This window comes from Bradyrhizobium sp. (assembly GCF_030646015.1).
GTDB lineage: Bacteria > Pseudomonadota > Alphaproteobacteria > Rhizobiales > Xanthobacteraceae > Bradyrhizobium.
On sequence record NZ_JAUSLT010000045.1, the window covers coordinates 28,764 to 42,119 of the forward strand.

Below are 13,356 nucleotides of genomic sequence, written 5' to 3' on the forward strand. Positions count from 1 at the left end.
GGGCTACGGGTTGACCCATCAACGTCATTGCGAGCGGAGCGAAGCAATCCATTCTTTCTTTGTGAGGCGACATGGATTGCTTCGTCGCAAGCGCTCCTCGCAATGACGTTGATGGAGTTTGATTAAAACTTCAAATTCGCGAACGCTCTTACCCCGATCCCCGGCATCAACACCTCATCCTTGTTGTACGACACCGAATTGCGCATGTTCTCGTTCAACAGGTTGTTGCCGACCAGACCAACCATCATCTCGCGGGCGCCGAACCAGCTCGCATCGAGTTTGGTCTTGTAGCTGATTTCCGCCTTCAGGAGATTATAGCCCGCCGTCGGGGTTTCACCGATCACGGCGATATGGTTCTGCGCGAAGGCGTGCAGATAGTTGATCCGCGCCAGCCAGTTCGCATCGCGCCAGAACACGCCGACGCCGGCGCGCACCGGTGGAATTCTGGGAACGTTGGTGCCGTCCGAGAAGGTGGCGCGCACGACGTCGAACTGATTTTCGATGCCCCAGATACCGCCGTGGAATTGCGAGATATCGAGCTGGCTCTGGAATTCGCCGCCGCGGAAGGTGGCGTCGCGCTGCGAATAGATCGCCTGATTGAGCTCGAGCGGAGCAGCCGGGTCCGCCGGGCCGACGCAGGCGACGTCCTCGCAGGTGTTGCCGGTCAGGCGCCGGTAGATGAAGCCGTTGAACTGCGTGTAGAAGGCGGTGGCTTCGAACCGCAACGGTCCGGTTGCCCGCCGCAACCCGATCTCGACGGATTTGGCGGTCTCGATGCCGAGATTGGGATTGCCGATGTCGAAGGTAACGGTCGCATCGTGTCCGCCGCGCGAAAACAGTTCGGCCGGCTTGGGCGCGCGTTCGACATATTGGCCGGTGATGCTGGCAACGAGGCCGGCTGGAAGGTTCTGGATCAGGCCGATGCTTCCGCTTTTCGGCGTAAAGGACAGGTTGCGCGCCGTTGGCGGGCCGATATCGCCGGGGTTTGCGGCGAGGTCGAACCGTTCTGGAATGAACGCGGGCGTCGTTCCCGTGAGATTGACGCGCTCGATGCGGCCGGCGATCTGCGCCTTGGTGGTCTCCGTGAATTTCAACTCGTTGAACACGTAGCCGGCGACCTTGGTGTTTTTGTTGGGATCGAACAGACCGTTGAGCGGCGAGGTCGGATCGTCAGGGCTTGGCGCGGTCAGTTCCTGATGGCTGGCCTGCAGGCCGAGTGCTGACGTCACCGTCGCAAAGCGCGCGTTGAACGGCATCAACTGCATTTCGACGCGGCCTTCCTGCTCCTTGTTGGTGAAGGTCTGCCGCACGCCGAGCGTGGTGAGATCGGCCGGATCCGACAGACCAATCTCGTTGTGCTTGTAGTCGGTAGCCCCGGCCCAGAAGCGGATCGCCTCGATCGCCGCGGCATCCGGGCGATACTCGCCCTTGGCCGTGATCTTGGTCTGGCGCGCGTCGATCCGGGTCTGGTGATCGGCGCCGTCGATTCCGGGGATGCGATAGATCGAATCGTTCTGCGTGATCGCGGCGCCGACAAAACCGCCGTCGAAGATGTACGAACCGCCGATCGATCCGCCGGCCGCCTGCGCCGCCGAGTTGGGTTGGCGGCCGTTGACCGGCCGGGTCTGGTCGAACAGATAGGGATAGCCCGGGATATTGTAGTCGTTGCTCTTGCGGCCATAGGCGTCGGCGTGCACGGCGAAATTGCCCGCGCCGGCATCGAGCAGGATGCCGCCTTCGACGCCGCGATCGACCGAGCTGACCGCCGTTCGCGTTTCCACGGTCACGCAGGACGGCGATTGCACATTGGCGAGCGGAGCCTTGGCGGGGAGGCCGTAGCTCTGGAACGGCGCCGCCGCGCAGGAGGGCAGCGCATCGGGAATCCGGTTGTTGGAAGCACTAACGACGCCTCCGATCGCGCTCGATCCATAGCGCATGGTCGCGGGTCCGCGGATTACTTCGATCTGGTTGGTCGCGAGCGGGTCGATCGGAACGAAATGATCCTCGCCGAGATCCGAAGCGCCGTTGCTGCCGATGCCGTTTTCGACGATGCCGACGCGATTGACGTCGAGCCCCCGGATGATCGGCCGACTTGAGGCGCCGGGCGCGAAGCTGGAGCCGGTAATGCCCGGCTTGGAAAACAGGACATCGCCGAGCGTGGCGCCGCCCGAGCGGCGGATTTCCTCGTTCGGTAACACCGTGACGGTGGCGAACTGATCGGCCACGATCGGCAGCACGCCCTGTTGGGGCGCGGCGGCGACGGGCGCCGGTTGTGTTGGCGGCGCCGGCTCGCGATTGGGGACGGCGCGCGCGACCCGCGAAGGCGTTCGTGACGGGGTCGTATTCCGCCGCTGAATCGGGCTCGGCGCGGTCACCGTGATTTCCGGCAGCTGCGTGGCGGGCCGTGCTGGCGTTGCGTCCTGTGCCATCGCGCCGCATCCCATCGCGCACAGGAATAGCCAGCTTGCTCCACTGGCGTGGAATGCTCGTCTTGTTTGGAATGTCATTGTCCAGATCCTGAGAGAGTCGCGACCGGATTCGTTCACGTTGACGAATTCGGAATGCGCCTGCCGTCGATGTGCGACGGACCGATTTCGATTTGTCCCGGCAGAATCGACCGCAGACGACGCGGCGATCCCTTCAGGGAGCATCAAGCCATCGATGTCAGGAGGCGGGGGGAGCGCGAGGCTGGAACGCGACGCCGACCGGGTTCAGATCGACGAACGCGGCGTCGGTGACGCGATATTGAAATGCTTCGGCTTGCGGCAGCAGCATTGTCGGCGGCGTTGCTGATACCACCGTGCGCGCCAGCGCGATGACGGCGCAGATGGCGCAGTCCTCGCCTGGGTGCTGGGAATCGTTATGGGACGCCGGCAGCGGGGCAAACGGATCGACGGCGTCGGCCGTGGCGAGGGCGGCGGCAATGTCGGACTGCGGGACGGCCGATTGAATGGCCAGCGCCGCCGCCTGCGCGGCGCCTGCGTGGAAATGCCCGAACGACAGCCCAAACTGCAGCGCCAGCGCCAACAGCGCCAGCCGTGCCCCGTGTTTGATGTTCGCGCGAAACCACTTCATGCCGACAGGTGCCTCACATCGACCGGCCGGGATATCCCGGCTCGTCCAATGTTACAATATAACATCCGGTGATCGGGCGGGTGTCAACCGTGCTCGAACCGCCCATGGGGCGAATTCGCCGGGTGCGTGTGATTTGCGCAACGGCCGGCGAGCGAGTGCCGCTCAGCGCCCCTCGCGCAACCACGTCGCGGCGAAGGCGCCGAGCAGCAGCAAGAGGCCGATCAGGCCGGCGAAGATCGGCAGCACGCCGACGCCGCGCACCACGCTGGCATCGCGCATCCTGACGCCCATCCAGCCATCGCCGCGGAAGATGCCGGAAGCGCGGACCGGCACGATGCGCGGAACCTCGAAGCTGGAGCCGTCCACGAGGCGCCGTGCGTCGCCGCCGGTGGCCTGCGCCAGCGGCCGGAGCATTTCGGTGGTGGAGGTGACCTCGGAAAATTCCTTGGGGTTGGTCGGGCCGACATTGATCAGTGCCTTCAGCGTGCCGTCGGTGGCCTGCCACAGACCGAGTTCGCTGGCGGGGATCGCCGAGCGCCAGCTGCCGGGTTCGCTGCTGCTCAGCGTCAGCTCGCGGGTGGTGCCGGAGGGTGACGTCACCGTCACGGGCGGGACGCTGTCGGCCATGGTCTGGCGCAGCACCACGAGATCCTTGCCGCTGATCTGAAGCCGCAGCGCTTCCTCGTCGAGGTCAGGCTGCTTCATCAGCCAGTGCGAGGTTCGCCGCAGCAAATCGAGATGCGGCCCGCCGCCCTCATAGCCGCGCGCCCACAGCCAGATGTGGTCCGACAGCAGAAGCGCGACGCGGCCCTCGCCGACCCGCGACAGCAGCAACAGCGGCTTGCCGTCGGCGCCGGTCATGACCGGAGGGGTGGTGGCATTGCGGGTGTCGACGGTGCGGAAGAACCGGCTCCAGCGCGGCGGCTCGGTGGCGGAGCCTTCCAGTCCGCGCGTCACCGGATGGCGTTTGCCGGCGTCGCTCAGATGCGCGTAATACGGCTTCTCGGAGACCCCGACAGGTTCGGCGGGTAACACCGAATCCAGCGGCGTGCGCCAGATGCTGGTGGTCGACGCATAATCGGGGCCTGCCGACACCAGCACCGCGCCACCGGCGCGCACGTAGCGCGCCATGTTGTCGAAATAGGGGATCGGCAGCACGCCCTGGCGGGCGTAGCGGTCGAAGATGATCAGCTGGAATTCGTTGATCTTCTGCTGAAACAGTTCGCGGGTCGGAAACGCGATCAGGCTGAGTTCGTTGATCGGCGTGCCGTCCTGCTTCTCCGGCGGGCGCAGAATCGTGAAATGCACGAGATCGACGCTGGCGTCGGATTTCAAGAGGTTGCGCCAGGTGCGCTCGCCAGAATGCGGCTCGCCGGAGACCAGCAGCACCCGCAATTTGTCGCGCACGCCGTCGATCGCCACCACCGCGCGGTTGTTGACCAGTGTCAGTTCGTTGGGCAGCGGCGAGGCCTCGATCTCGATAATGTTCGGCCCGGCATGCTTGATGTCGACATCTATATTGACGGTCTGGCCGCTCAGGACGGTGCGCTCATTGATCACCTCGCCGTCGCGGCGCACCACGATCCTGGCGCGCTCGCCGCTGACGCCCTGGTCGTCGAGCCGGTAGGTGATGGTCTGCGCCTGTCCGACGATGCCGAAGCGCGGGGCTGCAGCAATCGCGATGCGGCGGTCGCGTTCGTCCTTGCGCCCGGTGATCAGCGCATGCACCGGCGCCTGGAATCCGACCGCGGCGGCATTGGCGGGAATATCATGCACCCGCCCGTCGGTGATCAGGAAGGCGCCGGCGACGCGATCGACCGGAACGTCCGACAGCGCCGACGACAGCGCGCCGAACAGTTTGGTGCCGTCGGTTTCGCCGTCGGCCTGCCCGGCCTCGACGACGCGGACTTCGACGCCCTTGATCTTCTTCAGGCTGTCGACCAGCGCCTCGCGGGCCTTTTCGGTTTCGCCAGTGCGCTCGCCGAAATTCTGGCTCGGGCTCTTGTCGATCACGACGGCGGCGACCGACGACAGCGGCTCGCGGTCCTCGCGGGTAAACGACGGGTTGGCCAGCGCCAGCAGGATCAGCGCCAGCGCGGTGACGCGCACCGCAGCGCCTCGGGCGCGGGCCAGCAACAGCAGCGCCGCGATCACGGCAATGGCGGCCAGCGCGATCCAGAGCACCATCGAGGGGACGAGCGGGGTGAAGGCGATACCGTATTGCATGCTACTGCCCGAGCCGTTCGATCAGCGCCGGCGCATGCACCTGGTCGGCCTTGTAGTTGCCGGTCAGCGTGTACATCACGATGTTGACGCCGGCGCGGAAGGCGAATTCGCGTTGCCGCGGTTCGCCCGGCGTCAGCGGCAGCATCGGCTGGCCGTCCGGACGCAAGGCCCAGGCGCCGGCCAGGTCGTTCGAGGTGATGATGATCGGCGAGACGCCGTCGCCGCCGCGGGCGGGCCGCGAGGCGGCCTCGTCGTCTTCGTCGCGCGGCAGGGTTTCCACCCAGGTCTGGCCCGAGGTGAAGCGGCCGGGAAAATCGCGCAGCAGATAGAAGGTCTTGGTCAGCACGTGCTCGCGCGGCACCGGCTCGAGCTCGGGAACGTCGAGCGAGGAGAGAATGCTGCGCAACGCCAGCATGCCCGGCGTCTGCGATGCGCCATTGGCGCCGGGCGGCGCCTCGATGGCGTCGCGGGTGTCGAACAGCACGGTGCCGCCCTGCTTCATGTAGGCGTCGATGCGGTTGATGGCGTCCCGCGCCGGCTTCGCCGCCCCCGGCAATACCGGCCAGTAGATCAGCGGGAAGAACGCCAGTTCGTCGCGCGCCGGATCGATGCCGACGGGATCGCCGGCTTCCAGCGCGGTGCGCTGCGCCAGAAACAGCGTCAGCCCGGACAGGCCCGCCTTGACGATGGAGTCGACGTCGGCGTTGCCGGTGACGACATAGGCCAGCCGGGTTTGCGACACCGATTTGATGGCGAACTCGTCGGCGGTGTCCGCGCGCGCCGGCCAGGACGTCGCCATGTTCGTGGCGACGATCGTGGACAGCGCCAGCGCGAACGCCAGTGCGGCGGGTACCGCGCGCCGCCGCAACAGCGCCGCGATGCCGGCGCCGAGCAGAGCGACGATCACGGCGTCGATCAGGAACAGCGCCAGCGACGCGGCCAGCAGGATTCCCCGCAAGTCGCGCGGCTCGGCATTGGTGTAGCTGGCGCGCTGCGCGCGCAGCGAGGCGGTATCGAGCGGCGCGATGCGGTCGGCCGCCGCCAGCGCGTTGACCGCGAGCGGGCCGTCGGCCGGTCCATAGAAGCCGGGCGGATGATCCGGCGTGGCGCGGTCGCGGAAATCGGCGGGCAGCGGCTTCGCCGTCGAGGGCGGCGGCCCGAAAGCGCCGAAGCCGTCGAGCGTGCGCAGCGGCGCCACCGTCTCGGCGCTGGCTTCGCCCGCGACGCCGGCGCCCGGCGTGGACGTGTAGCCGGAGGAATCGACGATCCTTCGCAGCATCTCGACGAAGCTGCCGGACATCGGCAGGTCGGACCAGCGCATGTCGGCGCTGACGTGAAACAGGCTGACCACGCCCTTGCCGCGATGTTCGCCTGTGACCAGCGGCGTGCCGTCCTCCAGCGAGGCCCAGCTCCTTGTCGCCAGCGCCGCATTGGGTTCGGCGAGCACCTGCCGCGTCACGGTGACATCCTTCGGCGCCACGAGGCCCGCGAACGGCCCGTCGGCCGCGAACGCGGCCAGGCGCTGCGGCTTTTCCCAGGTGAGGCTGCCGCCGAGGCTGCGTCCGCCGCGGCGCAGCTTGACCGGCACCAGGTCGTCGTCGGCCTGCGCCAGCCGCGGGCCGGCGAATCGCACCAGCACGCCGCCTTGCTCGATCCATGCGCCGATGCGCTCGCGAATTTCGGACGACAGCGTGCCGACATCCGCCAGCACGATCATCGGCAGCTTCTGGTCGAGAAACTGGGTGATCGCCTGCTGCGGCGCGCCGCGATCGCCGAGCCGGACGTCGGCGAACGGCGCCAGCGCGCGAGTCAGATAGAAGGTCGAGGCCAAGAGCGGCTGCGCGGTATCGCTGGTCGATCCCGAGACGATGCCGATGGCGCGGCGGCGCCAGCGCTTGTCGAGCAACTGCACCGCGCCGGCGGATCGCTCGCCGGCTATTTCGAGCCGGGAAATGTCGTTGCGCAATTCGACAGGCAGGTCGAACGAGGCTTCGGTCTCGCGATCCCCAGGCGCAAAGCGGTAGCGGGCCTCGCCGATCGGCGAACCCTTCAGGTCGATCGCGCGCACCACGCCCGCGGCGATGCCGCCGCCGGTGCGCAGCACCTTCACCGTCATCTTCGCCGCGGCATTTTCGGCCGCGACCAGCGCGAGCGGGGGGGCGGTGCCGCCCTCAAAAACCGTCAAGCTGCGATCTCCGATGGTCTTGCCGAGGGCTTCGAGAAACTCCGGGCCGCGCCCGGTATCGACGCCATCCGACAGCCAGGCGATCTCGGCGTCGCCGGTGGCCTTCAGGAAACGCTCCAGCGCCGGCAGGGTTTCCACCCGCTCGATCGAATAGGGTTTGGGCGCGAGCTGGCGCAGCGCCACCCGTGCGGTGCCCGCCGGCATCAGGGTGATGTCGCGCGCCGGCTCCGACAGCGGCACCAGCGTCACGCCGCGCCGGTCGTTGTCGGCGTTCGCAATCAGTTCGTCCGCCGCCTTGATCCTGCTGTCCCAACTCGCCGCCGCACTCCAGCCGTCGTCGAGCAGGATCACCAGCGGCGCGCTGGAGCCGGCGAGTCCGGTTTGCGGATTCCAGATCGGCCCGGCCGCTGCCAGGATCACCAGCGCGGCGGCGGCGAGCCGCAACAGGGTCAGCCACCATGGCGTGCGCGAGGGGGTTTCCTCCTTCGGCGCGATGTCGAACAACAGCCGCGTCGGCGGAAACTCGATGCGCCGCGGCCGCGGCGGCATCACCCGCAGCAGCCACCACAGCACCGGCAGGCTCAACAGGCCCAGCAGAAGCAGGGGTTGCGCGAAAGCGAGGGGGAGTCCGGCGATCATGCCCGTCGCCCCACTTTGACGGTGGCGCCGCGCGCGCTGCCCTTGCTCACCATCATGCCGGAATGCAGGAACAGCAGCAGCTCGGCCGCCGAGCGGCTGGTGGTGTGGGTCGAGAACAGCCAGTCGAGCTTGTTGGTCTCGGCGCGAATTTCGGCGCGGTGCAGCGCCACGCGCGCGACGTAATCATCTGCCCATTTTTCCGCGCGGCCGGCGGTGATGACGGTGCCGTTCTCCGGTTCGACGAATTCGATCCGGCCGGAATAGGGGAAGGTTTCCTCGGCGGGATCGACGATCTGGATCAGCGTGCCGTGCGCGCCGGAGGCCGACAGGCCGGCCAGCATGGTCCGGATTTCGGGCATCGGCGACCAGAAGTCCGACAGCACCACGATTTCGGCCAGCGCCGCGGGCACGAAGGACGGCGGCAGGCTGAGCCGCGCCGCGTCGTCATGCAGCATCGCCTGCGCCATCTTGTCGATCACGCTGCGGCTCGCGGTCGGGTTCATCAGGCCGGGAATGCCGACGCGTTCGCCGCCCGCGACCAGCAGTTCGGCGAGCGCGAAGGTGACGATCAGCCCGCGTTCCAGCTTGCTGTCGCGCGCCTGCTTCGAGGCGAACGCCATCGACGGCGAGCGGTCCGGCCACAGCCACACTGTATGCGAGGCCTCCCATTCCTGCTCGCGGACATAGAGATGATCGTCGCGCGCCGAGCGCCGCCAGTCGACGTTCTGCGACGGCTCGCCCGAAACGAAGCGGCGGTACTGCCAGAAACTTTCGCCGGAGCCGGCGCGCCGCCGCCCATGCAGGCCGTGGATGACGTTGGCGGCAATGCGGCGGGCTTCGAGCACGAGCCGGGGCAGCGAGGCGGCGAGCGTCCGGCTTTCGCCGTCGGCCCGTCGGATGGCTGTGATCTCTCTCGGCGCGTGCTCGGTGTCCGCGGCCATCAACCGATCCGCGTCTTCAATTGCCTGATGACGTCGGGGATGGTGCGGCCTTCGGCGCGGGCGGAGAACGTCAGCGCCATGCGGTGCTTGAGAATGGGTTCCGCCAGATCGAGCACGTCGTCGATCGAGGGCGCGAGGCGGCCGTCGAGCAGGGCGCGGGCGCGCACCGCGAGCATCAGCGACTGGCTGGCGCGGGGACCCGGTCCCCAGGCGATCAGCTTGCCGGTTTCGCCGCCTTCGTCGCCCGGGCGCGCCGAGCGCACCAAAGAGAGGATCGCTTCCACCACGGAGTCGCCGACCGGCAGCCTCCGCACCAACCGCTGCGCCGTGATCAGGATCTCCGAAGTCATTGCGGCCTTCGCCAGCGTCTCGTCGGCGCCGGTGGTTTCGAACAGGATGCGCCGCTCCGCGTCGCGGTCCGGATAATCGACGTCGATCTCCATCAGGAAGCGGTCGAGCTGTGCCTCCGGCAGCGGATAGGTGCCTTCCTGCTCCAGCGGATTCTGCGTCGCCAGCACGTGGAACGGTTTCGGCAGATCGTGGCGAGCGCCGGCCACCGTAATGTGCTGCTCCTGCATGGCTTGCAGCAGCGCGGACTGGGTGCGCGGGCTGGCGCGGTTGATCTCGTCGGCCATCAACAGCTGTGCGAACACGGGGCCCGAGATGAAGCGGAAGGAACGCTTGCCGGAGACGCTCTCGTCCAGCACTTCGGCGCCCAGAATATCCGAGGGCATCAGATCGGGCGTGAACTGGATGCGCTTGGCATCCAGCCCGAGCGTGATCCCTAAGGTTTCCACCAGCTTGGTCTTGGCGAGGCCGGGCACGCCGATCAGCAGCGCGTGGCCGCCGGACAGGATCGTCACCAGGGTATTTTCGATCACCCGGTCCTGGCCGAAGATCACGCTGGAGATAGCGTCCCTCGCGACACGGATTTGACCGGCGACCTGTTCGGCCGAGCGGACGATCACGTCGTCGAGTTTTTCGACATTGTCTGCGCCAGCCATCTGGTTCTCCTCAGGAGCGAATCTTCGGGTCACGTCTCGGGATCATCCAGCCCGCAGCGCCGCTTGCGCCATGATGCCGGCAACCCCATGCTAAACTTATGCGAAGGCCATGTATTCGTTGAATTAAACTATCCCCACCTTATCGGCGTTTCGGGGTATGAACGGCATCACGATGTAGCGACCTGAGCGGTAGTCTATCCCGGCATCTCGCTCGGGATATGTACCGGAAGGTGCATCAATCGTGCCAAATTGAGGCGTCAGAGTCAGGGCAAACAATGGCGAAGCAAGGGCAGACCAGCACCCAAGGTACTACCAAAGGCACTACTCAAGGCCTCGAAGGGCTGACCGCTGCAGCTACCAATGCAGCGAATAGCAGCCCTGCGGCGAAGGGGCTGCCGCCGGTGCATCTGTGGAACCCGCCGTTCTGCGGCGATCTCGATATGCGAATCGCCTCTGACGGCACGTGGTTCTACATGGGGACGCCGATCGGACGGCCGGCGCTGGTCCGGCTGTTTTCGACCATCCTGAAGCGCGAGGACGGCAAGCACTTTCTCGTGACTCCGGTGGAAAAGGTCGGCATTCGCGTCGACGATGCGCCGTTTCTGGCTGTCGAGATGACCAGGGAAACCGATGACCGCGGCCGGCTCTTGCGCTTCCGCACCAATGTCGACGACTGGGTGCCGTGCGATTCCGCCCACAGCTTGCGATTCGAGGCCGCCGCCGACGGCGGCCTGACGCCCTATCTGCATGTCCGCGCCGATCTGTGGGCGAAGGTGACGCGGGCGCTTTACTACGATCTGGTTGACATGGGCGAGGAGCGGGTGGTCGATGGTATCACGATGTTCGGGATCGAATCCGGCGGCGAATTCTTTGCGATGGCCGATGCGGAGCAGGTGAGGGAAGCGCTTTGAACGAGCCGATGCTGAAGACGGATCCGGCCGCGATCAGCTCCATGGAGTTTTTCGATCGAAGCCGGGCGCGGCTGGGTTTCGACGTGCCGCCGGGCCTGGTCGATCCCAACATCATTCCGAAAAGCGGCGATCACGGCACCGACCGCATGCTGGAGATCATCGCGCGCGAGCAGCCGGTGCGGCCCGCCGCGGTCCTGATCCCGGTGGTGGACCATCCGCAGCCGACCGTGCTTCTGACCCAGCGGGCCGCGCATCTCAACGATCACGCCGGCCAGATTGCCTTTCCCGGCGGCAAGATCGACGTGACCGACGCCTCTCCCCTCGACGCCGCGCTGCGCGAGGCCGAGGAGGAGATCGGGCTCGATCGCAGGTTCGTCGAACCGCTCGGCTATCTCGACCTGTACGCGACCGGTTTCGGATTTCGCATCATGCCGACGGTGGCGCGTGTGAAGCCGGGCTTCAAGCTGCACATCAACCAGTCCGAGGTCGACGACGCCTTCGAGGTGCCGCTGGCGTTCCTGATGGATCCGGCCAACCACCAGGTGCACAGCAAGGAATTCCGCGGCATGGAGCGCTCCTATTACGCCATGCCGTTCGCCGAACGCTATATCTGGGGCGCCACCGCGGGTATTCTGCGCGTGCTGTACGAACGGATAGTCTTGCGATGATCCGTCCGGTTCTGACCGAAGTCGGAATTTTCCTGATCCCGTTCGCGGTCTATGCGGCGTTCCTGATCGCGACGCGCTCCGGACTGCTGGTGCAATCGTCCTGGCCGCTTCATGTCCTCGCCAAGCTGGCGATCGGCGCGCTGGTGCTCGTCGTGGTCAGCTTCCTGCTGCTGGCGGAGTTCGGCGGGGCGCCGCCGGATTCGACCTACGTTCCCGCACATATCGAGAATGGCAGACTCGTTCCCGGAGTTGAAAAATGAGCACACCGCGCGTGCTGTCGGACGCGCCCTGGCTCAGATCCGGTCCGACCGCCCGCGTGCTGGAACTGCTCAACGGCCATGGCGAGGAGGCGCGCGTGGTCGGCGGCGCGGTCCGCAATGCGCTGTTGAAGCGTCCCGTCGCCGATATCGACATCGCGACCACCGCGCTGCCATCAGAGGTGATCCGCCGCGCCAAAGCGGCCGGCATCAAGAGCGTGCCGACCGGCATCGACCACGGCACCGTGACGCTGGTGGTCGATTCGCATCCGTTCGAAGTCACCACCTTGCGCGAGGATACCGAGACGTTCGGGCGCAAGGCCGTGGTCGCGTTCGGCCGCGACTGGGTCCGCGACGCCGAGCGGCGCGATTTCACCATCAACGGCCTGTCGGTCGATGCCGCCGGTGTCGTGCACGACCATGTCGGCGGATGGGACGATATAGCCGCACGACGCGTGCGCTTCATCGGCGATCCCCATGCGCGGATCGCCGAGGACTATCTGCGCATCCTCAGGTTCTTCCGCATTCATGCCGCCTATGGCGCGGGCGAGCCCGATCGCGCCGGCATCCTCGCCTGCATCGGCGGCCGCGCCGGCCTCGCCACGCTGTCCGCCGAGCGCGTGCGGATGGAAATGCTCAAGCTGATGGTCGCGGAGGGGGCGGCGGTCGCGGTGCAGGCGATGGCGGACGGCGGGCTGCTGCTGCAGATTTTCGGCGGCGTCGCCTATACCGGTCCCTTCATCGCGATGATCGCGGCGGAGCGGCTGCTGGGACTTCCGCCGGATCCGGTTCGCCGGCTCGGTGCGCTCGCGGTCGCCGTCACCGAGGATGCGAAGCGCGTCGCGCTGCGCATGCGTCTCACCAATGCCGAAACCAAAGCGCTGGATTCCATGGGCCACCGCTGGTGGCGGCTCGCCGGCATGGATGAGGCGATCGCGCGGCGCAGGCTCTACCGGCTCGGCGAGGACCGCTACCGCGACCGGCTGATGCTGGCATGGGCGCGGGCCGGACGCGGCGTCGATCCGGCGCCATGGCGCGAACTCGCTACCCTGCCGACGCGCTGGAGCGCGTCGAAATTCCCGCTGAAGGCGGCGGATTTCATCGCCCGCGGCATCGCCCAGGGCCCGCTGCTCGGACAGGTGCTGGCGCTGGCCGAGGACGGCTGGCTGGCGGCGAATTTCCCGCTGGACGAAGCCGCCGTGCAAGCCATTGCCGACCAGGCCGTCGCGCGCTTTACCCGCGACCTCAGGCTGTGAGCATCGTTCTTTGAGCATCCTTCCTTGAGCATCCTCGCTGGCTTCGCCGATATTTCCGTTGGCCAGCTTCTGCTGGTCGCCTGCGTTGCGCTATTCGCCTCGGTGGTCGGCGGTCTCGATGCCGTCACGACCGGAAAAACCAAGACGCGGCCAGGCCAGCGTCGCCCTGACAGGTTGACTGCTTTGGGATGCTT

At 66.9% G+C, this 13,356-nt stretch carries 10 protein-coding genes and 1 pseudogene; 5 read left to right on the forward strand and 6 right to left on the reverse strand.

Features of this window, described 5'->3' with window-relative positions:
- Positions 1-122: 122 nt before the first annotated feature.
- From Q7T45_RS06670 to Q7T45_RS06695, 6 genes are all read right to left on the reverse strand, one after another.
- Positions 123-2,507: a TonB-dependent receptor domain-containing protein gene (locus Q7T45_RS06670; protein WP_304868989.1), complete on the reverse strand. Its 2,385-nt coding sequence runs from the start codon at positions 2,505-2,507 to the stop codon at positions 123-125.
- Positions 2,508-2,664: 157 nt separating this feature from the next.
- Positions 2,665-3,075, reverse strand: coding sequence for a DUF2946 family protein (locus Q7T45_RS06675; RefSeq protein WP_304868991.1), 411 nt, complete (start codon positions 3,073-3,075; stop codon positions 2,665-2,667).
- Positions 3,076-3,237: 162 nt separating this feature from the next.
- Positions 3,238-5,301 carry a hypothetical protein gene (locus tag Q7T45_RS06680; RefSeq protein ID WP_304868993.1) on the reverse strand — a complete coding sequence of 688 codons (2,064 nt, stop codon included), beginning with the start codon at positions 5,299-5,301 and terminating at the stop codon, positions 3,238-3,240.
- A gap of 1 nt (position 5,302) precedes the next feature.
- Entirely contained in the window at positions 5,303-8,122 is a 2,820-nt protein-coding gene (locus Q7T45_RS06685) for a DUF4159 domain-containing protein (protein WP_304869044.1), read from the reverse strand.
- A complete protein-coding gene (locus tag Q7T45_RS06690) occupies positions 8,122-9,066 on the reverse strand; it encodes a DUF58 domain-containing protein (RefSeq protein ID WP_304868995.1) in 945 nt (314 codons plus the stop codon). Before Q7T45_RS06690 ends, Q7T45_RS06685 begins: the two co-directional genes overlap by 1 nt.
- The gene (locus tag Q7T45_RS06695; protein WP_304868997.1) at positions 9,066-10,070 is read right to left on the reverse strand and encodes a MoxR family ATPase; all 1,005 of its coding nucleotides are present in this window, start codon (positions 10,068-10,070) and stop codon (positions 9,066-9,068) included. Before Q7T45_RS06695 ends, Q7T45_RS06690 begins: the two co-directional genes overlap by 1 nt.
- Positions 10,071-10,345: 275 nt before the next feature.
- On the opposite strand from Q7T45_RS06695, the gene Q7T45_RS06700 reads away from it, so the two are divergent.
- The 5 genes and pseudogenes from Q7T45_RS06700 to Q7T45_RS06720 all read left to right on the forward strand — a co-directional run.
- Positions 10,346-10,981, forward strand: coding sequence for a DUF1285 domain-containing protein (locus Q7T45_RS06700; RefSeq protein WP_304868999.1), 636 nt, complete (start codon positions 10,346-10,348; stop codon positions 10,979-10,981).
- 8 nt (positions 10,982-10,989) lie between these two features.
- The gene (locus Q7T45_RS06705; RefSeq protein ID WP_370691224.1) at positions 10,990-11,649 is read left to right on the forward strand and encodes a CoA pyrophosphatase; all 660 of its coding nucleotides are present in this window, start codon (positions 10,990-10,992) and stop codon (positions 11,647-11,649) included.
- Complete coding sequence (locus tag Q7T45_RS06710) at positions 11,646-11,909, forward strand: DUF6111 family protein (protein ID WP_304869004.1); 264 nt, start codon at positions 11,646-11,648, stop codon at positions 11,907-11,909. Before Q7T45_RS06705 ends, Q7T45_RS06710 begins: the two co-directional genes overlap by 4 nt.
- On the forward strand, positions 11,906-13,162 hold the full coding sequence (locus Q7T45_RS06715) for a CCA tRNA nucleotidyltransferase (RefSeq protein WP_304869006.1): 1,257 nt from the start codon (positions 11,906-11,908) through the stop codon (positions 13,160-13,162). The genes Q7T45_RS06710 and Q7T45_RS06715 overlap by 4 nt, the downstream gene beginning before the upstream one ends.
- 24 nt (positions 13,163-13,186) lie before the next feature.
- A pseudogene (locus Q7T45_RS06720) lies at positions 13,187-13,297 on the forward strand (sulfite exporter TauE/SafE family protein); the annotation flags it as partial.
- Between the last annotated feature and the right edge of the window lie 59 nt (positions 13,298-13,356).

Coding starts and splice junctions, on each gene's coding strand:
- Q7T45_RS06675 (WP_304868991.1), bottom strand. CDS start 3,075: ATGAAGTGGTTTCGCGCGAACATCAAACACGGGGCACGGCTGGCGCTG.
- Q7T45_RS06680 (WP_304868993.1), bottom strand. CDS start 5,301: ATGCAATACGGTATCGCCTTCACCCCGCTCGTCCCCTCGATGGTGCTC.
- Q7T45_RS06670 (WP_304868989.1), bottom strand. CDS start 2,507: ATGACATTCCAAACAAGACGAGCATTCCACGCCAGTGGAGCAAGCTGG.
- Q7T45_RS06715 (WP_304869006.1), top strand. CDS start 11,906: ATGAGCACACCGCGCGTGCTGTCGGACGCGCCCTGGCTCAGATCCGGT.
- Q7T45_RS06705 (WP_370691224.1), top strand. CDS start 10,990: ATGCTGAAGACGGATCCGGCCGCGATCAGCTCCATGGAGTTTTTCGAT.
- Q7T45_RS06700 (WP_304868999.1), top strand. CDS start 10,346: ATGGCGAAGCAAGGGCAGACCAGCACCCAAGGTACTACCAAAGGCACT.
- Q7T45_RS06710 (WP_304869004.1), top strand. CDS start 11,646: ATGATCCGTCCGGTTCTGACCGAAGTCGGAATTTTCCTGATCCCGTTC.
- Q7T45_RS06695 (WP_304868997.1), bottom strand. CDS start 10,070: ATGGCTGGCGCAGACAATGTCGAAAAACTCGACGACGTGATCGTCCGC.
- Q7T45_RS06690 (WP_304868995.1), bottom strand. CDS start 9,066: ATGGCCGCGGACACCGAGCACGCGCCGAGAGAGATCACAGCCATCCGA.